We start from the raw sequence: 22,328 nt of genomic DNA on the forward strand, positions 1-22,328 counted from the left end.
GCTTGCGTACGAGAGTTTGAGGCGCTTTCTTCTTCCCTTGCTAGAGTAAGTAAAGCGAGTTCGACGTTAGCAGAATCAAGCCATATTGTTTTTAGTCCAGAACCCACATATTCATAGTTTATAGCATCTACAAATACTACTTCTGCGATGACTTCTAGAAAAAAAATTGTCTCCGTTAAGTCGGTCTTTGAGGTAATAGGTTTTGCCGTTAGGAGCTCATTAAGGGGAATGTTAGCATCATCAAGATCAGGGTTTGAAGAAGAATTCTGCGACTTTCGTAAATTAACGACCCTCTGCGCATCACGTGTTTTCTGTAAAATAGTTCTAGTGTCATAGTCCCTGCTCCCTCCTGTATGGGAATTTCCAGTTTTGGCTCCCTTCCAAAGATTAAACAATTCAACGTCTTTAATTCTTATTTGAGCGATAAGCGAGAAGTTTAAACCTGTAAAATCAGCTTCTGCGCGGTCTTCTCTATTCAAAGTAATTACTCGAGGTTTTTGGTTTTGCACTTCAGAAAAATATTGGCTGAATACATTTCTCCAGCTTCTTGCACCTTGTGAAAACTCAGTGTCGTTGGTTGAAATAGGAGCAAAAATTATCTGGTCGATATCGTCTAGCGCATCGGGTGATTCTAAGGAAAAACTGTTAAATTTATCAGTAGAGGCATAAACACGGGCTGAAGGTTGTTGCGGTGTTTGTATTGTTTCTTTACTTTGTTTTTCTGCGGGCTTCGTTTTTTTTACTTTTTCATTTGCGAACTCTAGATAATTACGTGCTGCGCTGCTGGTATCTGTGGAATTATTTCGCGCTAGTAAAGGCGAGTCTAGTGATTTTAGAGTTGTCTCTTGTTTAGGTTTTTCGGAGACACTCGATAACGCTTTTTCTGTTTGTGTCTTAATGGTTTGGGCGGGTTGTTGAGAGGGTTTTATAGCGACAACTATATTGTTAGATGAGCCCTTGGCTATTACAGTGTCGTCCTTGTCGCCTGCTTCGATAGTAGCAAGTTTGGAAGTTGCATTAGACTTAGTGACTTTAATGACAGGTTCAGGGTTTTGGAAGTCGGCACTTGGTGATGAGTTTTGCTCCGCTACAACACTGACAGGTTCTGATTGCCTTGGTGTTGACTCAAATACAACTGACGCAGGTTGATTTTTGGCATTGACGTTTAGGGTGAGCCCCAGTATCCCTGCACAAATTAGCGCTATCAGTCTTTCGGTAGTCGTCGATAGTTTTCCGCGATTTGGAAATAAGCGTTTCACTCTATTTAATAACAGATATTTATCTTTGCTTGCTGCCATGGCTGACTGGCTAACTGGCGTTACATCGGCAAATTGACTGAGACTGTTTGCAAAAGTTAATGGATCACCGCATGCCCTAACTGCTAAGTCATCGCAAATATTTTCACGTTCGATGCTAATTTTTTTGCTGATGGCAAGCACAAAAGGATTGAAGAAGAACAGCACTTTAATTAGGCACAGAACAATATTAATTAAATAATCATGTCTTTTAACGTGTGCGAGTTCGTGCAACACTATGGCTTCAATATGCGCCTGAGGTAATTGCGCCAGAATGCCAAGTGGTAATAGGATCACTGGTTTAAAATGGCCAATAACTGAGGGTACATTTATTTTAGTAGAGTGCATGAAAGTCACTGACTTAGTGATACCAAGTTTTAGAACTAAGCTTTTCAACCGCTCATTCCATTCATAAGGTAACTGAGACACAGCTTGCGTTTTTAGTTGTTGAGTAAGGCTAATATCGTAGACGTAGCGCATGCTTTGAATAATAAAGCCCACACACCAAAACACCACTATTGTATCTAGCCATGGATTGATAGTAGTAAATGTAGCAGTCCACCAATTCTGAACTTGTGTTGTAGTGATGTTCGTTTGTAATTGCGCAAAAAATTGGCGGGCTTGGGCTACATCTTGATAGCAGTAGATAAAAGTTTTGACGCTAATAAGAAAGCAACACACCAGTGCCATGGTTGATAATCCGTATCGAATCTCCGCTCTAGAACGTTGACACATGATTAAGCTAACACTTAATAAAGCGAACACTATTAGTGACTGCCAAAAGGAATGCACAATAGTCCAACCCAGGGCATATACAAACTGACTATCAAATAGGGAAGTTAAGCTATCCATGGTTTTTATCCTCCATTTCTTTCAGAAAAGTTTTGATTTGGGTTAATTCATCCTGACTGACATTTTCGTTTCCAAGCAACTGCATCAACAAGTTACTAGCAGAGCCGCCAAAGGTGCTATTCACGAATTTTGTGAGTAAATTACCTTTGGCAGTGGACTCTTGAATTAACGGAAAATAAACGTGGCTTTTGCCCACTTTACGCCTGCCTAACAAACCTTTTTCAGCCATAACTTGCATAGTTTTTAAGGTGGTTGTGTAGCCGACTTGACGTTGTAAATTAAGTCGTGTGTTGACCGTGTGAGTATTGGCTTCTTGTAACTCCCATAAGATATGGAGTACTTCAAGCTCTGAAGGTGTTGGATTTATCATGTTTATCCTTAACTACGATTCGTATCGTAATTAATATGTACGAGAGTAATCGTAATTGCAAATTTTTTACACACTTTTTGTTGTAGTAGTTAATTTTATAGTGGTTTTTATTATGTAAGAATATGATTTTGAAGATTAGGAAATAAAAGGGGGCGTAGTCAATTTAAGTGCTTTACAAACCTGTGTGTAAGAACATTTAACATGCCACCCTTTGGTACAATTGATATTCTATTATCGACACTCGAATTGTCTGCCAAGTCAGAAAACCTGTAATAGGCGTGAAAGTAGTCGACTATGTTCTCTGTGCTCGAAGGAACCGGATAGTCCATAAAATTGGCACAAAGAGTTGATTAGGTAATGATATCCGACAGTAATAGCCGAGAAAGTCGCCCACTGTCTCTTGATCGCTCAAACGCCTCGTTCGCATTTCAAACTTAAGACTATTCGCAGGCTACTAAACTTAGATCTCCATTAACGTAGGAGATTCAAAATGTATCAATTAGCAATTTACCATAAAAAAGAACCTTGGAATAAAGACAAGCTAGTAGGACAAAAACTACCGCTTAAACTTCAACAAATTTGGGCGATTCGAATCAGATTAGAGTTGTTCAACAAGATCAGAGATTTGGCACTTTTTAATTTAGCCATCGATAGTAAGCTTCGTGGTTGCGATTTAGTCGCTTTGAAAGTTAATGATATTGCACACGGTAAGACTATACAGTCGAGGGCTATTATTGTTCAGCAAAAGACAGGCACACCTGTTCAATTCGAAATAACAGAAAGTACACGACTTTCTCTTTCAGCCTTAATCGAACATTATAAACTTACCTCATATGACTATTTGTTCAAATCCAGAATCCAATCATCCGAACATATTTCGACTCGGCAATATGGGCGCATAGTAGACAATTGGGTTTCAAGCATTGGATTAGATCATACACAGTACGGCACTCACTCAATGCGAAGAACCAAACCGTCTTTGATTTACAAGAAAACAAAGAATCTGAGAGCGTGCCAATTGCTCCTAGGTCACCGAAAGCTTGAAAGTACCGTTAGATACCTAGGTATCGAGGTTGATGACGCCCTTGAGGTCTCAGAGAGCATTGATTCATAGAAAGTGAGCCAGACTTTATCACGGAGTCTGGCTCAATCGTGCCATAATGGGACATAGCGGTAGCTTGAAAACACGGGTTTTGATGCTCTCGTTTGCCAATGGCAACAAACCAGACATGGAAGGCAGACGAGTCAGAAAGACTTTGCCGGTACATCAGGCATCCCGCCATCAGCGAGTCAATAAAAGAATGGCTGTAAGTGCTAGGTTTATTCGCTTTTTAACACTTTATCACTACCTTCTTGATTTAGGTTTACTGCACTGATTGGGTATGGAATCACAATGCCTTCCTGCGCAAATCTTTTGTGTAAGGCTTTGATAAATTCGGACCTTATAAAAAAGCGATTGAAATATTCCTGTGCCCGTAACATCACTGTCAAATTGATACTAGAATTGTCAAACCCAGTAAAGATTACAAAAGTGTCGTATTCAGCAATACCCCATTTGTGACTTTTTAGTACTTGTTTTGCGACTTCAAGTGTCACTTTCTCGACATGATCTAGGTCAGAATTATAGTGCACTCCAAGATCTACGGGCACCGATAGCTGTTTTTCAGGGTAATAATAATTGATGATTTTCGATTGTGCGAGTTTACTGTTGGGCATAATGACGATGTTATTTGGGAGCATTTTTATCCATGTGGAGCGCCATCCTATCTTTTCGACGAAGCCCTGCTCACCTGAATCCAGTTCAATAAAATCTCCAACTCTGATTGGTTTATCGACCAGCATTTGAATGCCCGAGAAAAAGTTTTCCAAGGTAGGTTGCAATGCAAGCGCAACCGCAAGGGAACCAATGCCTAATGAGGCGACAAGCGGTGTGATCGAAATTCCAATATTGCTCAGTATAATTAGCACACCAATGACAATAATCACTCCCCGCAGAAGCCCTCTTAAAAGGGTACCACTACTTCGCAAGCCACTTCCTTTTGAAATAATGCGTGTAATACTCATACGAGCAAAGTGATCGGCAAAAACTAGCACTGCAACAAGCGCTATCAGCAATGCAATGAGATTAATTTGAGTCACCCACGCATTGACTATTTCGTCATAGAATTTCACAAGCTGTTCTGTTGCTTTTAAACTAATTGTAATTATCAGCAAACTTAATGGGCGCTTGGCAGCTCGCACTGCTATTCCGGACCAGTCATAATTGCTAGGGTGATTCAATCCGCTTAAATAGAAATATAAAAAACGTTTTATTAGCCAAAGACAAAAAAACACGATTAAGAAAAATGTTGGCCCTATTGCCCAAAAAGGTACCCACTGAGCGATCAAATTCGGAATATTTGTAATTAACTGCAAGAAAGAATGCACCCTGTTAAAAAGCTTAATTATCTACGAAGCAATTATTACACCACTAAAATCAACAATTTTGGTGGTGTAGATTATTGAATTACATACGTAAAAAACACATACAAAATGCTTTCAAAATACTACCGCACTCAATCCATGCAACACTGCACCTGAAAAATCTGCGGCAGAGGTGCTAATTTATGTGGCTAAAAATATTTGTGACTGTCACCTGATCGCTCAGAGCCGCCCTTAACAGTTTAATCGACTGACCAGTTTGAGCTTCGTGCGCTAAATACCTGACATGGTTATAAAGCCTGCACACTTTGCTCTGTTAAATCAGTTGATTTCACTTCACTATAGATTGCGACAAAATTGCGCACTGCCGTATAAAATTTAGCTTATAAAAAAACGCCCAATGCTGGCATTGGGCGTTGTTAGCAAAACGGAGAGAGACTTACAACTTAGCGTTGATAGCATCTAACAAGGTATGAATACGCTCGGCATTTTTGCCTAAATCACTTTTGCCCACTCGAGATTTACTTCGCACATCGAGAAAACGCTCCTCACCCGTGTTACTAATTCGAATCACCACGTCATCTTTAAAACCAAACCACGTTGTTTCGTCAGTCGCTTCAATTAAACCTGCGGCTTTATTTGCGTTGACTAGCGTCCAACCTAAGTCGTTTACCGCTGCCTGCGCTACTTCAAAAAGTTGCTCACTGCTTTGCTGATAAATCTCTGTTATCAGCTCTGGGTAGGCTTCGCGTTGTTGTTTGGCCGTTTCTTCACCGGCATATTCAGCCGGGTTAGGTGCGTCAGCGCGCAATGCGGCAATCGCCACAAAGTTAGGGGGATTAACCAAATCTGTAGAAATATCATGAATGGGTGGCACTGATTTGGCTTTGCCCATCATGCTGACTGGTAACGCTATAGCAACGATGGCAAATACAGCAGAAATAGCGGTCACAGGCCAGCTGATGTTTTTACGCATAAAAATTATTTGTACAAGCAACAGCACTAAAGCTGCAATACCAACGTACACAGCATAACGCAGCGCAGCAAACGCAGGCGCCAGTTCTAAGATTTGGTGTTTGTAAAGTGGGCCGGGTAAAGCAACGAGCAAAATAGCCAGTAAGCTAAGTAGGGCAACCAAGATTTTCATTAGGTGTTCTCCGTTATTATTGTAATAAATCAATTTTCATGACTGATGATATATGAACAAGCTGATACTATCAGTAACAGTTTTTGGACTTAAATTTTTAATAAATATTCACTCGGATAAATATGCAAAATGAAGCGTTGCTGCGTATGGGCAGTTTTATCGCCATATTGATGGTTATGATGGTTTGGGAGGCTTGTTTGCCTAACCGAGTATCACCTGTAGCAAAAACAAAACGCTGGCTAAGTAATTTCTTTTTAGTGTTTTGCGGTGCTTTGGTAGCTCGCCTTATTGTGCCAACCGGCTTGGCCGTAGTGGCGCTCTACGCTGATCGGCATCAAATAGGCTTGTTGAATCTAGTGACCTTGCCGCAGTGGTTAATTGTTCTCATTGCCATGGTCTTACTCGATTGTTTGATTTACTGGCAACACCGCGTTTTTCATCGTGTTCCCATATTGTGGCGCTTACATCGCGTGCACCACGCCGATCCGCATTTAGATGCCTCAAGTGGCCTGCGCTTCCACCCGCTTGAAATAGCCTTAAGCTTACTCATTAAAGCCTTGGCTATTGTGGTACTTGGTGTGCCCGCTGAGGCGATTTTACTGTTTGAAATACTGCTAAACGCGAGCTCGATTTTCAATCACAGCAATGTAAAACTACCGGATTGGCTAGAATGGCCGTTGCGTAAGCTAATTGTTACTCAAGCCATGCATCGCATCCATCATAGTCAGGTAGTCACTGAAACCGACAGTAACTTTGGCTTTAGTTTGTCAGTCTGGGATAAACTGTTTGGCACTTACACTCACCAAGCCGCTGCGGGCGATGATGATCTGATATTAGGTTTGAAAGAATACAACAGTGAAAAAACCAATACTGGCATTCTCACCGTTTTGCTCATGCCTTTTCGTCACACACCAAAAAATTAGTTGGCTTTAATCGCCTGTAAGGTGTGATACCCCACCCAGATTCGAATCCCCGCGGTAAGCCAGCAAATCAGCGCAAACACCGAGGCAATCATTACAAAGTGGTTAGGTAATAAGCAAAATAAACACAGTACTACAATGGTTTCAAAACCTTCAGCTAGGCCCCCCATGTAATGCAAACTTTTTTGCGGGTACTTGGGGCTGTCGATGCCGTGTTTGTTGGCCATAATGGCAAAGGCTAAAAAGCTACCGCCGGTGCCCATAAAAGACAACATTAGAAAGCTGCCAGCCACCGCGTTTTTGGCTGGCGCCAGGCAAATAAAAGCAAATACGATGGCCGAATAAAAAATAAAATCGAGGGTGATATCTAAAAAGCCACCCGCATCTGAGGCTGAGGTTTCTCTGGCTATAGCGCCATCTAGACCATCGGCTGCACGATTAAGTAAGATTAAACACAAGGCCACGCTGAAGCACTCAAAAATAATAGCCGGTACCGCCAACATGCCCAGAATAAACCCCACCACCGTCACATTATCAGCACTAATTCCGCGCTTAACTAATTGTTTAGCGAGTGTGCGAAGCGGCTTTTTTAAAAGCCGATTTAATAGCGGATCAATCATGGTTTACCTTTTTTTGCTCAGGGCTAGATAAAAAACTAGCGTGTAAGGTTCTCAAATGAGGGTAAGCGTATAACACAAAGCAGGCAGTATGTGGTTTTTTACATTGCTTTTTGACGATATTTTGGTTTATCAGAGGCCTAAACATAACGTTCAGGCCTTGTTACCTAGTCAAAAAAACTCCCCATTTATTTTGCTAAATTAACCACCACATCGTGGGCTTTTTTCGCTGAGCCGTCACGATTAAACAGCAGCGGATAATTGGTTCTACCTGCTACCGGCCAGCCGTTTAACCATGAGTCACCATCGGTGACTCCCCAAAACGTGACACGGTCGATACTTTGATGATGTTTAATAAATTGTTTGAAAATCTCTTGGTAACGTTGACTTAGCTTTTCATCCGCTTCTGCAGGAAAGTTACCATCAGGATAAGGGTTGTTTTCTGGCGTGGCCTGTAGTTTTTCAATATCAACGTTGGCACCTGTTAGGCCGTCACGGCCAAGAAAGTCTACATCTAGCTCGGTAATGTGCATGGGTAAACCCGTAGCAGCGTAAAGGGTCAGCGTTTCATCAATTTTTTCAGCTGAAGGCTCTTCCATTCCCCAGTGACCTTGCAGACCAATGCCATCGATGCGCACACCACGTTGTTTAAAGTCATTCACCATGGCGATTACAGAAGTTCTGCGACCCGTTCTATCCATGCCGTAATCGTTATACAGCAAGGTGGCATCCTTTGGCATTTCTTGATCAGCAATAATGAAGGCTTGCTCGATGAAATCGTCTCCAATAATTTGGTTGTATAATGATTTTCTTAAGCTGCCGTCGTCTTCAATTGCTTCGTTGACAACATCCCAAATCTTTACCCTGTCGCCATAGCGAGAGGCAAACATTTTGGCTCGCTCACGCATACGTTCAAGCAAGGCCTCGCGCGTTAACAATTGTCCTTCATCGTCCTTAAAAACCCAGTCAGGAGTTTGGCTATGCCAGAACAAAACGTGGCCCACTGTGGTGATCCCTTTATCAACACCTAGCTTGGCAAATTTATCTGCAATTTCAAATTCGTATTGGCCGGGTAAAGGATTGATTCTTTCCCACTTCATGTCGTTATCAAGGGTAATGGCGCTGAAGTTTTTCTCAACTAAGGCCAAGGAAGTGGTATCAGATGCAGAAAACATTGATGCGCCAAGGGTAGCGCCCACTAAAAACTTATCTGCATACGCTTCTTTTAGGGTAGTGACTGTTGCTTTTGGCTTTACTTGCGGGCTTGTTTCTTGCGAGCAACTGCTAGTGCCTATTGCCAGTGCAGCCAGCAAAGCCACAAGAGATACTTGATATTTATGCATACATATTCCCATTTTTTTTGAAATTATAATGAGAAGGATTGTAAGCATTGCTGATTTCAATTCAATTTGATCTCTGGTATCGCCATTATGATATTTTCGATAGCAAACAACAAAGGTTACTAACACACCCCGTTTTTACCTTATATGCGGCGATAATACTGTGCCAAATCAAGATGCTGCGCGTGTGCCGGAATAGCATTAATATCATGACTGACCATGATGCTGGGTACGCCCTTTGAGCGTAAATGATGAAAAGCCCATTCACTCACTTGTGCCGACGTTTTTGGATCGAGCGCAGAAAAAGGCTCATCCATTAACAGTGCCTGCGGCTCATTCGCCAATGCTCTTATTAAGCCCACACGAGAGCGCTCACCACCACTTAGCTGTTCAGAGGTATGGTGCGCAAGGTGTGCCATATCTATACTTTCTAACATGGCTAAAGCTTGCGCTTTTCGTTGGTGTTTAGTGGGGTTTTTAGTACCCCACATGCCCCCATCGGCCGGCAAGGCAAAACAGATATTGTCGAGCACATTTAAATGCGGAAAAAGCAGCACATCTTGCATTAACAAGCCGATGCGACGCTGTTCGATTTTAAGTGAGTTTAGTTGCACGTTGTTTAGGCTAATCGTACCGCTGATATTAACATGTTGCACAACATCGCCGAGTAACCAATGTAACAATGTAGATTTCCCTATCCCGCTTGGCCCAGTGATCACGCATAACTCACCACTTGCGATGGCAATATTAGGCAATGCAATCAGCCAATCATCAGCGCTAATTTGACAATCAGTGATATGTAACATTAACACTCCCTCGCAGTCGATGTGCCAAGATACTGGCAATTAAAAATACCATAAATGGCAATACCGCCTGCACCAAGATATATACAGCGGTGATGCCTTGTTCATTACCTGAGGCAATCGCCACCGCCTCGGTGGTAATTGTCACCACCCTACCCGCGCCTATCATTAGGGTTGAGATGTATTGAGCCATGCTGACAGAAAACGCAATGGCAAAGGCACTCAATAAAGCAGGGCTCAATAATCTAAAGCGAATTAACCACCAGCGCTGCCAATAACTAAAACCAAAACTAGCGGCAAGCAGCTCGTAGCGGCGATCGATGCTTTGAAAAGGCCCCCGTAGAACCAAATAACTATACGCAAAGGTGAAAGGTACATGTGCTAACACTACCCACGACATGCCATAGCCGCCCGAAAAAGCCGTGTGCGCGATTTGCCAACCATATACCATGCTAAGTTGTGGCAATAAAATGGCCATTAACCACAGATAATCAGGCAGGTACGTTTGTTTTTGCTGTTGTAATTCAAGCGCTAGCAAGCTAACGCCCACCCCGACCCCGCTGCTGATCAAACCTATGACTAAACTGTTAAAAAGCGGCGTTTGCATAAAAAACCACTCAGCCTGCCAGAGAGTAAATGACAAGTCAGCGCTGCTTATGTGGCTCTGACTATTCCAGCCTACTGACCATAAAAAAAAGGTTACTAAAATGGCAATACTTAGCACACTAAAAGAAACTAACCAGTAGGAAAACAGTCGCCCTAAACTAGCCATTTTAAGCCTATGCGCCATCACCCCGTGATAATGTATGCGTTTTACCGCAAGCCATTCATGCAAGTAAATTGCCGCCACCAATACCCCTAGCAACAACAGTAAGACAAGATTGGCGATAAACGCTTGTGATTGTTCGATTGCGCTGAAACCCGTTTGCCAGTGATATAAGACCACAGCATACAACTGCGGAATATTGGGGCCAACCAAGAGGCTGATATCCAGTACCGACAAGCAATACGCCATGGCCGCTAACAAGGCCAAACGCGACTGTTTGAGTAGGGCTGGAAAAACCAATAACCACCAACTAGCGGCTTCACTGTGGCCCAAGGCTCTGCCTTGGAGCAACCAACTTTTGATGGGTAGTTGCCGGCCTAAGGCGCCAAATATCAATAAAAAGAAAGGAACTTCTTTAATCGTTAAGGCCAACATCATCGTTAATAGACTTTTGCGCGGTAAGCTTAGCCACTCAGGCACAGCAATGCTGTTCCACAAAAGGCCGCCTGAACTAAACAAATATACCAAGCCCAGCGCAACAGCCAAATGCGGCAAAGACAGCAAAGGGCTCAGCCGTTTTTCAAGTGACTGCCAAGCGGGGCTAAAACGATATTGGCTGTACACCAAAAAAGCCACGTACCATGCGATCACCGGAGCGGCTAAGGACAGAAAAAGACTATTTAAAATCGACGTAGTTAAACCATTGTATTCAACAAAACGCGAGACATCGTGCCAAGACAGTTCAACAGGTGGCCACAAGCCCAGAGTAAGACCAATGACTGGTAAACCTGCTATACACATTACAAGCAAGCCACTGCTGTAAAAAGCTAGGCGCCGTAGCGTTGTTGCCATAAAGCTTCTATCACTTGCTGCCAAGAGCTATGCAATTCTTGCTGTGCAGGGAGGGTAGCGGCCTCATCAACCAAGGCCTTGATCACGGCGGGATCGCCCCACTCTCCTGTTAATTTTTGGGTTTGGGCAAATTCACTTAATAAAAAATCAATCACTACCATAGCGGCTTCTGGGCTTTGTGCGCCTTTTGGGATGGCTAAATTATGGCTATTGGTAATGGCACCTAGGCTAAACACCAGACGCTGTGCTGATTGCGGGATCTTATTGGCGCTTTGCTCTTTGAACAATTGATTAGGGTTAAAGCTCACGGCCATGACTAACTGGTTTTGCTGAAATAAACCAAGCTGCTCGGTATTCGAGCTTGGAAATGCTTTGCCCTGTTGCCAAGTTAGCGGATGTAACTGTTCTAGATAAGCCCATAACACAGGCAATAGCTCAGTTTGCGCAGCGTCTGTGACGGGAGCATATAAACGTTTATCACTGTGAGTCAATGCCACCAATAACTGTTTTAAAAACGTTGTGCCGTGAAACTCAGGCGGGCGTGGATAGCTAATACGACCGGGATATTGCTTCGCTGCAGCTAACAAAGTGCTTGGTGTAACTGTGGCCTCATTAAACACCTCTGACCGCGCAATAAGATTGAACTGCCCCACGCCCCAAGGCACCTCAAAACCGTCTATCGGTACACCAAAGTCACTGTCTAGCGGCAGTTGTTCATTGGCAAGCAAGCTTGTATTGGGTATGCGCGAATTTAACTCCCCTAACAGTAAATTTTGTTCTTTGAGGTAACTGAAATTTTCGCCGTTAACCCACAACAGATCGATAGCGCTTTTCCCTCCATCTTCTGCCTTTAAACGGCTGAGGGCTTCAGTAATATCTGCAACCTTTACGTGCTGTAAACGTATCTTATATCGGCTGGCGATTTCTTTACTGGCCCAGCGCAAATAATCGTTCACTGGCTTTGCGCCGCCCCAGGCATAAAAATAAACCGTTTGACCTTGCGCTTGCTTCAGGATTTGTTGCCATTGTACCTGGGATGCTGTGGCTTGCTGAGCGTTTACCGCAGAGGCAAAGCCCACGTAAAACATGAGTACTATAAGCACGTGACGTGGCAATACGGGAAGACTGCGCGACGTTAAGCCCAGCAAACTAAAAATTTGCCACATCATTTAAACGCCAATCATAATCTTTGAACATGATAGGAAAGTCATCCTGCTTGATAACATTGCGCTGTGCTTGTTGATCATTGTCACCTTGCACTAGGGCATCAATGTAGTAAGTTAATACTTCATAAAGCGAATCAAAACCGCCATCACCTTTTTCGAAATCTTCTTGATACCACTTAAAAATTGACGACAAATAGACCTTGCCGCTCTGCCCCTGGGTGATGATTTCGTTGCGGCTGTTATCGGCTAAAAACAAACGCATTTGACTGTCTAGTTGCTCATCTAAGTCATCAGCCACAAATGCGTCATTTCGCAACGGAGGGCACGAGACTGCCGCACATACCAAGGCCGCATGAATACGTGGTTCTTTAAACCCCTTACGAATCATTTCGTGCTCGATGTCGTCTAAGTTGCGTTTTTTCCCTAGCATATTGAAAAAGTTAAGCTTCCAGGGCGAGCTAAACAAACTCCCTAAATCACGGATTGAGTCGACCTTACCTAATTTAAAATCAGACCAGTTATCGACAATCAGTTGCAACGTAAAAAAGTTGTAGGCGTTGATTAAAAAACTCAGTTGTTGCGCTTCGCTCCAGCCATCAAACTGTGCTTGGGTAACCGACGAAAACCGGCTCTGGACTGCACTCATCGTTGGCTGTTTAATCACTAACTGCTGATAGTCAACTCGGGTTTGTTTTTTGTTTGGCGAATAATGCACTGCGTCTTTTAGCAAGGCATCGTATTGTGTATAGGCATGATCAAAGTCCGTCACCGCAAGTGATGTAAACGGCAAAATCAGCATCATGCAGGCCAGTGCAGCGCCCCTTTTAATACTGCTGTAAATTCGTCCTACTTGAGTATTCATACTATTCCTCGTTACTTTGTACGCAAACGCCAGAGGCTGAACAACAGCCTCTTTATGCTACAAAATGTGCTGATGTGGGCGCAAGATTTAGTGCCTACGCCAAGTGTGGAATCGCTCGACAAAGGCCAGTAATTTTTGCGGCGCGTGGTCTTTCTTCCAGTTACCCGCCACATTTTTATTGGCTTCAGCCATCGTAGGGTAAATATGGATCGTCCCCAGTAATTTGTTTAGGCCTAAACCGTGTTTCATGGCTAAGACAAATTCAGCTAACAACTCACCGGCATTCGCGCCCACAATAGTCGCCCCCAAGATGGTATCTTTGCCCGGTTTGGTCAGGACTTTGACAAACCCCCTAGCGTGATCGTCAGCTAAAGCACGGTCTAAGCCACCAATATCATAACGGGTCACTTCTACCTCAACACCTTGTTGCTTAGCGGAATTTTCATTGAGCCCGACGGTAGCAATTTCAGGCTCAGCAAAGGTAGCCCAAGGTATCACGCTATAGTCTACTTTGAAGGTTTTAAACGGCCTAAACAAGGCATTAACCGCCGCATACCACGCTTGATGACTGGCGGTATGAGTAAATTGATAGGGTCCTGCAACATCACCCGCAGCCAAAATATTTGGGTACTTAGTTTGCAGCAGCTCATTAGTAATAACAGTGCGGTCGGTTTCAATACCCAATTTTTCTAAACCAAAACCGCTCAGGTTGGCTTGACGCCCTACTGCCACTAATATTTTATCAAAAGCGATACGCTCTCGTTTGCCATCATGCTCTACCACTAACACATTGCCATCAGTGCTTGTTTCAACGGCCATGGCATTGGTATTAAGCCGTAAATCTACGCCGTCTTTTTCTAGCTGAATTTGCAAGTAAAGGGCTGCATCGGGATCTTCTTTGCTTAATATCTGTTCGCTTTTTTCGATTTGCGTCACTTGCGTGCCTAGTCGGGCAAAGGCTTGCGACAATTCACAGCCAATTGGCCCACCACCAAGCACAATCAAACGCTTAGGTTGCTCGCGAATTTCCCACAAATTATCTGCGCTTAGATAGTCGATATCTTTTAAACCAGGAATATTCGGTATAAAAGCGCGCGCGCCAGTTGCAATCACAATATTGCGGGTGGTAAGTGATTGCACGCCGTCTGCGGTTTGAATATCCACCTGCCACGGCGAAACGATAGTGGCGGTGCCAATTGCAACGTCAACCCCCAAGGATTCATAGCGTTCAACCGAATCATGAGGCTCTATGGCTTTAATCACACTGTGCACTTTATTCATCACTGCGGCAAAGTCGACCTTAGGAGGCGCGTAGCTTACCCCCGCATTTTGGGAGATGTGATGGATATGCGCCAATTTGCTGGCATGTAATAGGCTTTTTGAGGGCACACAACCGGTATTTAAACAGTCACCTCCCATTTTGTGTTTTTCAACCAGCGTAACCTTGGCTTTTACCGCAGCAGCAATATAGGCCGTCACCAACCCCGCCGCTCCCGCACCAATAACCACAAGATTACGATCGAATTGTTTTGGTTTTTTCCAACCTTTATAGACTCGACGTTGCTGCAGTGCACTGAGCATGAACTTAGCTAAAATCGGGAAAATCCCCAACAGCACAAAAGAGAGAATGAGATCACCCGAAACAATGTCAGACAACTGGTTAATTTCAACTAACTGTGTACCCGCGTTAACGTAAACAGCAGTCCCAATCAACATACCGAGTTGGCTTACCCAATAGTAGGTCCAGGTTTTAATACTGGTGACACCCATCACTAAATTAATGATGAAAAAAGGAAAAAGCGGCACTAAACGCAAGCTGAGTAAATAGAATGCACCGTCTCGTTCGATGCCTTGGTCGATGGATTCTAACTTTTTAGAAAAGGTACTTTTAACCCAATCTCGCAATAAAAAACGCGAAGCTAAAAAGGCCAAGGTAGCGCCAATACTCGAGGCAAAAGACGCTAATAACAGGCCCCAGCCAAAACCGAACAATGCGCCAGCTCCCAAGGTGAGGATGGCCGCGCCAGGTACACTTAATGCCGTGGCGCTGGCATAGATCAAAAGGTACACAACAAAGGCCACCAGCCAATTAGCCTCTATGGTTTCAGCCAAGGCTTGCTGGTTGTTTTTAAGACTTTCAAGGGTTAAATATTGGTTGATATCAAACACAAAAAAACTGGCGACTAGGGCAGCGATGATGAGGGCAACGATGATTCTTTTACTGTTCATGTGACGTTTATGCCTTAAAATGGTAGGTGTAGCTTAACTGAACATGGCGCGGCAGTTCAGGAAAAACCAAAGTAGAGCCAAAATAGCCGCCTTCAAACACCGGGCGCCAGTTTTTCTCATCAGTGATATTACTCACTTCTAAGCGCACACTCGAACGATCGGTTAACTGCAAACTGGTATTCACATTAATGGTGATTTGGTCTCGAATTAACACCGTAGCCAAATAATCCAGTGGGTAAGATTTGCTGTATATCGCTGAGCCCGCCACATTCCAGTTATCAAAAACGTGCCAGCCCGCATTGGCCGATATTGTTTGCTGTGGAATACCTTGAACCCGCTGATTAGAAGGCGCGAAGCCTGCAAAATTAGGCGCACCAAGGCCAGTGCCATTTATGATATCAGGTCGTGAATTATCAAAAGCATCTGCCACTTGTTGTGAATCTTGGGCACTTGCCGATTCATCAAAACGTGCATCGATATAGCTGTAACCTAGATTTGCCCACAACACTTCACCCTGATAATACATTTGCGCTTCGAAGCCTTTAGCGACGATACCGGTGTTGCTACCATCACGATTACGTAAACTGCGAGTTTGCTCAAATACTGAGGCATCGGCATACCAAGGCGAGGCACTTGGTGCGTATTTAAGCCCTAACTCATACAATACATTTTCTGTTGCAAAGTTGAGCGGGTTTATTTTATTGCCTGCTCCGAGTACGGTGCCACCTCCCATACTGTTAGACGTGGCTTCATTATAGCTATACGTCGCGTAACTGACCGTCTCGCTGTTAAGTGTAAAACGGGCACTTAAAGAGCCAGAATACAGCCATTGACTGAAACTGTCGGAGGCAGCAAGTTGCCCCAAAGGAGCAATCGCATCACGGGCGCTTACATCATAATAATCAGCGCGCACCCCCACTGTTGTGCTTAACCTATCGTTCCAGTCGCTGTCTTGCTGAGCAAATAAGCCCGTTTGCCACGTGGTAGAGTCGGTGGTGTCTGACAAAGAAAAATCTAAGCTGCCGTCACCGTCTACATCATAGTTAGCGCCAGGTGAAACAAACACACCGGGACGAAGTTCAACTAGGCGGGCTTTTTGCGCATCGGTCAGAGCGATCCTACGCTGTGCTAGGTCGCCCAAAAGATCGATGGGCAAGTCGGCTTCAGTCGTGAACTGGCTGTAACCCAATACATCGTTGAAGCGGATATCCAAGCCCCATGTGGTTTGCTGAGCTTCGCTCCATACAGAATTAATTTCGATGCGGTTTTGCGCTGATTTGGCGCCATCGATAATTTCTACAAAACTATTTTGTGCTATTTCTTCACGATCAAGATATTGAAAATAGCTGCGATTGGTGAGGGTATGTTGGGCATTAAGTTGCCGCTCATAAGTACTATGCAATATATACGTTTGGGCATTATTAATGTTGTCAGGGTCAGTTAGTACGGCGCTGCGGGGTATTGTCACTTCACCCGTGGGTGATACCACCGCAAAAGGCCCTGGCACCAGTGAGCCATTCGGTTGCACGCCCTGCCCTGTAATGTACAGGCCATGATCAATTAAGTTTTGTGTGGGTCGGTTGATACCCGCGTTATCGGTAAAATCCACATCAAAATATTCAAAGCTGATGTCCCAACTTGATTGATTATCAGGCAACAGCCGATAAGCAAGAAATAAGTCTTCACTTTGGTATTGGCTAAAGTCATAGTAGCTGTTGTTATCAATCAATTCTGCGCTGACTCGAAAACCACTTTTCCCTTCATCAATCGCGGTATTAACATCAAGTTGGCCACGATAATGCGCCCAGCTGCCGGCACTTGCTTGAAACTTGAGGTCTGTTCCAGATAATGTCGCAACTTTATTAGTTAGGTTAACAAAACCACCGTTACGCTGAGAAGTGCCAAGCATCACCGAGGGAGAGCCTTTCACCACATCAAGCTGGCTCACACTATTAAATGATAAGGGGATACCAAACCCATTGTTGCCGGCTTGGCGACGCATACCTTGTTGAAACACTTCGCCTAACTGACCGCGAATGGTAGGCAAACTGGGGGTACCAAAACCTGTGGCTGCGTAAGTATTGGGTACTAAGGTCAGAACATCTTGTAAATCATTGATAGATAATTTTTCTAACATGTCGCTGGAAATCGCGGTTAGCGTGCGAGCAATATCTGTTACGCCTTTATCTTTACCAAAAGGCCCGTCGACCACGGCATCTTTTGGCGACATAAAAAAAGCAGACTGATTTGAACCGGTAACGGTGACTCGCTCAATGGTATTGGCTTGTTCTTGTGCAACAACATTCATTGCCACGCTTAAGCTGCTCAAAATAAATAAGCTGCTTGGTAAAATCGACATGTTTTTTTCCTTTATATTTGTGTTTCTGCACTTAGAGACCTAACGATGGCAAATTTTATTACAGGGAAGTTGTGACTTATTCGCGCTTGTTACTCACCACTACCTAAAATGACAATTTCTATTTGCGGAGCAGCGCATGATTCGGCCGATAGACACGAGGGCCAATATTCAATTTGCTGATTTTATTAGGGAATTATGGTTGCAAAATACCGTATTTACGTTAGAAATACTGATGTTACCCTTTGCACGGACTTTTATCCTAAAAAATGTATAAACGAAAACTCTTTTATTTTGGATTAACTACTGCGCTTATTTTGATATTGGCCCTAACATTTACCGCTGTTTTGGCTCACTTGACCCGCGCAAATTTAAACCAGAGCAATATTGCTCAATCATTATTGGTAGAACATGAGAAGCTCTCTAGTATTTCTTATCGTTTATTCAAACAACTTACTGATGAGCTCATTTTCGGCAACAATGCCAATCAAGCCTTTGTGCGCAATAAGCAAGCGCTAATTGAAAAATCAATTGAAAACATTCGTCAGTTAGAACTAGAACAGCGCGAAGCCCTTGGGATCAAGTTTACCCAGGGCAGTGTTGAAGACACCGATGAACTTGAAAACATCATTAACAGTATTGTTGAGGAATTTCGCACCCTCGTGCTCAATGGCAATGCCACTCCGCTTAGTCAACAAGAAGGCTTACGGAGCTTGCTAGAAGTCACCATTGATAATCAATTTAGAGAAGCGATCAATTCAGCGGTAAATAGGCAGAGCCGTGTGGTTTCTGCTATTAACGCCAGAATTGACACCTTGAACACCGCCATTGTCTGGTTTGCACTGGGCTTGGGGGCGCTTTCTATTCCACTAATTATTTATGGGTGTTATTGGCTGTTTAACCAATTATACCAACCCTTAATTTTAATTCGCGGCGCCACCGACGCGATGATTGCAGGCCATTACGATACGCCTATTTCAACAAAGTTAGACGATGAATTTGAAGGACTCGCACGTTCAATCAATCAGCTCGCTGCACGATTGCGCGAACATGAACACAGTGAGACCAAATCTCGCAAACACCTTGAATTTGAAGTAGAGCAACGCACCCGAGATTTAACCCAGGCCAATTTAAAACTCACCAATATTGACTCGCGCCGTCGTCAGTTTATCGCTGATGTATCGCACGAACTGCGCACTCCGCTGACGATTATCCGTGGCGAGGCGCAAGTGACGCTGAGGCTACAAGCCGCCTCTGAAGCAGACTACAAAGAAACCCTTACGGTTATTTTGGAACAGTCAATAAACCTCAGTCGTTTGGTCGATGATTTATTGCTGCTCACCCGTGCAGAAATGAATCAGTTACATTTAGAGTTTATTGCCACCGACATTCAGCCTTTCTTACGCGCCGAAGTGAGTAAATGGCAACGTAGATATGAAAATCGGGATATTGAATTGCACATTGATGGCAAGGTCAAGCATGCCATGGTCATGATTGATAAACCCCGCATGCAGCAAGTTGTGTCGATATTAATGGATAACGCCACGAAATATTCGCCTGCTACTAGCGCAGTTAAAGTGAATGTTGAAATCATCAAAGACAGTGTACTCATTCATATTCGTGATTTTGGTGAAGGCATTTCGGCCACTGAGATTGAAAACATCTTTGAACGCTTTGTGCGGTTTAGTAAGCACAGTGAAGGCCTTGGCCTTGGCTTGCCCATTGCCAAAGCGATTGTTGAGGCACATGACGGACACATTACGGTTGAATCATTACCGAGTGAAGGCTCAATTTTTTCGATTACATTACCTCTAGAGCATACTAAATGAACATTTTGTTAGCCGATGACGAAAAACCCCTGTTGCATTTTTTGGCAAAAGGATTACGAGCAGAAGGTTACGAGTGTGCTGAAGTGAACGAGCTGCACGAGGTCTTACCTTGGATCCGTAAACATGCCCCAAAGGTCGTGGTGTTAGATAGACTCTTTGGCTCTCAGGACAGCGTAACTATTTTAGGTGCGATTAAAGCCTTGCCAAATGCCCCCATGGTGCTCATGCTGACTGCGCTTGATGAAGTTAGCGAAAGGGTAGCAGGGCTGCAAAAAGGCGCTGATGACTATTTGTGCAAGCCCTTTGATTTTGATGAGTTATTGGCCCGTATTAAAGCGCTCAGCAGACGCAGTGATCCGGCTGTGCCAACTCAACAAACCAGTTTACATTTTGGCTCATTAACTCTGGCCCTCGACCAACGTATTGCCTTACTAAATGATGTTGAGTTGAGTGTGACAAAAATAGAATTTGAACTGTTGTTATATTTAATCGAAAACAAACAAAAAGTGTTATCCCGTGAACGGATATTAAGCAGGGTGTGGCAAACTCAAAGCGATCCTAATACCAATATTGTTGATGTGTATATTAGTCGACTAAGGCGTAAATTGGAGGGTGACCCAAAGATCACCATCCAAACACTACGAGGCAATGGTTATCGCCTCGGTTTTCGCGAATAAATACCTATAAAATAGGCGATAATAAGTTGGGGTTGATAACGAGATTACGCACGCCGTGTGCATGATCTTCTTTAAATTCGTTATCGTTACACCAATCAGCAACCGAGTTAATATCAACCACAGCAACCTCTGGTCTTACACTCCAGCTTACTTGCAACGGAGACGCTTTTTCGTTGTAGCTAGGACCAGTCGTTGAGCCTAAATACTCAACAGGTTTACCCGTATTAGTTGGTACGTTTGGCGCTTGATAATAACCATTCACACTTTTTACTTCAGCCAATTCTTTAAAGTTCATCGCTTTGTCATCGTTGGCCAGTACGATCACTTGCCCTTCTACACGAAGTCCTGGGTTCATGGTGCTTTCTGCTAAACAGGCGCCAAGAGTTGGACCCGGCGTAACTTGAGCCGATGAATAAACAAAGTGCACCTCTAAGGTATCACCTGATTGCAAGGCGTGGCCTTTGGCTGCGCACACTTGCGCGTTAACAGGCTTGAGCTGCGCTTTGCTTAACTTACCGTTATAAACAAAACCTGTATCAGTTCCATTGCCGTCACCGTTACCTGCATAGGTGGTAAATTCACCACCACGATGCTCAGCGTTTTTGTGAAAATGAATATTACACAAATTCATGTCAGCCCGATTTGGAGCCGTACCAAAAGCACGCAAATTGGTACCATAATCTTGGTCGATATCACGGGGGGATTGTGGTCCGTAACCTTTACCTTCGGTGTTTTCTTGTAAAGCAGCGCGCTGTTTTTCAACCACACTGTCACTAACCGATTTGGCTATCACGGTTTGAGACAATGCCAAGCTTGTGGCTAAGGTGATGATTACGGCATTGTTTTTATTGAAAAATTTATTGTTCATATCGTTTCTCTCAATGTTGTAGAGTTAAATGCCAACAAGATAAAGCGTTATCTCGTGTGCAATATAAAACTCACTCTTTGTTGAAGGTATCGAGCAAGCAAGGGCGTTGCTGTGCTACTGATCACCTCATTATAAAACTGGCTACAGTGGTAATAATTAAAAACGGTAGCCAAGTGAAAGGGTGTAAACCCAAGGATCAATCTGGATATCATCAACGGAACCGTCAGTACCATTTAGTGTAAAGCGGGCACGGGTATCAATATCAATCCAACGAACAGCAGCATTAACGAACCACTTGTCAGTGAGTAAATAATCAGCGCCCACTTGCGCGGCTAAGCCAAATGAATTGTCTAATGACAAGTCGCTTAAACCAGCAGCATCATTGGCAGGTGTGAATTTTTCGTCAAAAATGAAGGTGTAGTTAAGTCCTGAGCCAACATAAGGCTGGAACTGACTTGTGGCTTCGTTAAAATAATAATTAACAAAAACCGTTGGAGGTAAATGCGTTACGTCACCGAGTTTGTCACCGGTGCCTAGCGGGTCACTCACTCCAAAATTGACTTGATGTTTAAATGGTGTTGCAGCAAGTACTTCAACATTCATCCTGTCGTTGAAAAAGTAAGCCACCGTTAGACCTAGTTGGGTGTTGTTCTCAATACTAAGGTCAACGCCCAAGTCGCTTGCTACCACAATATTGGAAGTAGAATCGTTGGGGCTCACTACCGCTAAACCACCACGTAATAAAATTTCACCTTTTTCGAACGCAAGCACAGAATGCGCGGCAGTCAGAGAAGCAAGAGAAAACAGGGTATAACCGATCTTTTTCATAAAACTCTCTTAATAGTGTTAATTGACTAAAAGAGAGCTTATAGAAGCAACCTAAAAAAGACTTAACGTGAACATTAAAATTAGATTAAAAGCCTTAGACGTACTGACGCGCACTTAACAAGTCGCCGTT

General features: G+C 43.7%; 18 protein-coding genes. 4 read left to right on the forward strand and 14 right to left on the reverse strand.

Annotation, left to right across the window (positions count from 1 at the left end; genetic code table 11):
- Both NWQ57_RS21385 and NWQ57_RS21390 read right to left on the reverse strand, forming a co-directional pair.
- Positions 1-1,985, reverse strand: a 1,985-nt coding sequence (locus NWQ57_RS21385) for a M56 family metallopeptidase (RefSeq protein ID WP_306024220.1), incomplete at its 3' end; no start/stop codon positions are given.
- A 154-nt stretch (positions 1,986-2,139) separates the two neighbouring features.
- Complete coding sequence (locus NWQ57_RS21390; protein ID WP_306024221.1) at positions 2,140-2,517, reverse strand: BlaI/MecI/CopY family transcriptional regulator; 378 nt, start codon at positions 2,515-2,517, stop codon at positions 2,140-2,142.
- Positions 2,518-3,007: 490 nt separating this feature from the next.
- On the opposite strand from NWQ57_RS21390, the gene NWQ57_RS21395 reads away from it, so the two are divergent.
- Positions 3,008-3,631, forward strand: coding sequence for a tyrosine-type recombinase/integrase (locus tag NWQ57_RS21395; RefSeq protein ID WP_306024222.1), 624 nt, complete (start codon positions 3,008-3,010; stop codon positions 3,629-3,631).
- A 206-nt stretch (positions 3,632-3,837) separates the two neighbouring features.
- Here NWQ57_RS21395 and NWQ57_RS21400 read toward each other — a convergent pair whose 3' ends face one another.
- Together NWQ57_RS21400 and NWQ57_RS21405 are read right to left on the reverse strand one after the other, a co-directional pair.
- A complete protein-coding gene (locus NWQ57_RS21400) occupies positions 3,838-4,932 on the reverse strand; it encodes a mechanosensitive ion channel family protein (protein WP_306024223.1) in 1,095 nt (364 codons plus the stop codon).
- 445 nt (positions 4,933-5,377) lie between these two features.
- Positions 5,378-6,085: a DUF1499 domain-containing protein gene (locus NWQ57_RS21405; RefSeq protein WP_306024224.1), complete on the reverse strand. Its 708-nt coding sequence runs from the start codon at positions 6,083-6,085 to the stop codon at positions 5,378-5,380.
- Positions 6,086-6,207: 122 nt separating this feature from the next.
- Here NWQ57_RS21405 and NWQ57_RS21410 point away from each other — a divergent pair, with 122 nt between their 5' ends.
- A complete protein-coding gene (locus NWQ57_RS21410; protein ID WP_306024225.1) occupies positions 6,208-7,008 on the forward strand; it encodes a sterol desaturase family protein in 801 nt (266 codons plus the stop codon).
- Here the strand turns inward: NWQ57_RS21410 and NWQ57_RS21415 are convergent.
- The 8 genes from NWQ57_RS21415 to NWQ57_RS21450 form a co-directional block, all read right to left on the reverse strand.
- The gene (locus NWQ57_RS21415) at positions 7,005-7,625 is read right to left on the reverse strand and encodes a CDP-alcohol phosphatidyltransferase family protein (RefSeq protein WP_306024226.1); all 621 of its coding nucleotides are present in this window, start codon (positions 7,623-7,625) and stop codon (positions 7,005-7,007) included. The genes NWQ57_RS21410 and NWQ57_RS21415 overlap by 4 nt on opposite strands.
- 185 nt (positions 7,626-7,810) lie before the next feature.
- Positions 7,811-8,965 (reverse strand): endo-1,4-beta-xylanase, encoded by a 1,155-nt coding sequence (locus NWQ57_RS21420; protein ID WP_306024227.1) that lies wholly within the window; start codon positions 8,963-8,965, stop codon positions 7,811-7,813.
- A gap of 140 nt (positions 8,966-9,105) precedes the next feature.
- Positions 9,106-9,768 carry an ATP-binding cassette domain-containing protein gene (locus NWQ57_RS21425; RefSeq protein ID WP_306024228.1) on the reverse strand — a complete coding sequence of 221 codons (663 nt, stop codon included), beginning with the start codon at positions 9,766-9,768 and terminating at the stop codon, positions 9,106-9,108.
- Entirely contained in the window at positions 9,752-11,383 is a 1,632-nt protein-coding gene (locus tag NWQ57_RS21430; protein WP_306024229.1) for an ABC transporter permease subunit, read from the reverse strand. Before NWQ57_RS21430 ends, NWQ57_RS21425 begins: the two co-directional genes overlap by 17 nt.
- Positions 11,359-12,471 carry an ABC transporter substrate-binding protein gene (locus tag NWQ57_RS21435; protein WP_306024241.1) on the reverse strand — a complete coding sequence of 371 codons (1,113 nt, stop codon included), beginning with the start codon at positions 12,469-12,471 and terminating at the stop codon, positions 11,359-11,361. Before NWQ57_RS21435 ends, NWQ57_RS21430 begins: the two co-directional genes overlap by 25 nt.
- A gap of 61 nt (positions 12,472-12,532) precedes the next feature.
- Positions 12,533-13,411 (reverse strand): DUF547 domain-containing protein, encoded by an 879-nt coding sequence (locus NWQ57_RS21440; protein ID WP_306024230.1) that lies wholly within the window; start codon positions 13,409-13,411, stop codon positions 12,533-12,535.
- 87 nt (positions 13,412-13,498) lie between these two features.
- Complete coding sequence (locus tag NWQ57_RS21445) at positions 13,499-15,640, reverse strand: FAD-dependent oxidoreductase (protein WP_306024231.1); 2,142 nt, start codon at positions 15,638-15,640, stop codon at positions 13,499-13,501.
- A 7-nt stretch (positions 15,641-15,647) separates the two neighbouring features.
- On the reverse strand, positions 15,648-17,999 hold the full coding sequence (locus NWQ57_RS21450) for a TonB-dependent siderophore receptor (RefSeq protein ID WP_306024232.1): 2,352 nt from the start codon (positions 17,997-17,999) through the stop codon (positions 15,648-15,650).
- 266 nt (positions 18,000-18,265) lie between these two features.
- Between NWQ57_RS21450 and NWQ57_RS21455 the strand changes: the two genes are divergently transcribed.
- Complete coding sequence (locus tag NWQ57_RS21455) at positions 18,266-19,825, forward strand: HAMP domain-containing sensor histidine kinase (protein WP_306024233.1); 1,560 nt, start codon at positions 18,266-18,268, stop codon at positions 19,823-19,825.
- On the forward strand, positions 19,822-20,502 hold the full coding sequence (locus NWQ57_RS21460) for a response regulator transcription factor (protein WP_306024234.1): 681 nt from the start codon (positions 19,822-19,824) through the stop codon (positions 20,500-20,502). Before NWQ57_RS21455 ends, NWQ57_RS21460 begins: the two co-directional genes overlap by 4 nt.
- A gap of 4 nt (positions 20,503-20,506) precedes the next feature.
- Here the strand turns inward: NWQ57_RS21460 and NWQ57_RS21465 are convergent, their stop codons facing one another.
- Together NWQ57_RS21465 and NWQ57_RS21470 are read right to left on the reverse strand one after the other, a co-directional pair.
- Positions 20,507-21,370 (reverse strand): delta-class carbonic anhydrase, encoded by an 864-nt coding sequence (locus NWQ57_RS21465; protein WP_306024235.1) that lies wholly within the window; start codon positions 21,368-21,370, stop codon positions 20,507-20,509.
- Positions 21,371-21,526: 156 nt separating this feature from the next.
- Entirely contained in the window at positions 21,527-22,198 is a 672-nt protein-coding gene (locus NWQ57_RS21470; protein ID WP_306024236.1) for an OmpW family protein, read from the reverse strand.
- Positions 22,199-22,328: the final 130 nt, after the last annotated feature.

The organism is Paraglaciecola sp. (assembly GCF_030730205.1).
In the GTDB taxonomy this organism is placed as follows: Bacteria; Pseudomonadota; Gammaproteobacteria; order Enterobacterales; family Alteromonadaceae; genus Paraglaciecola.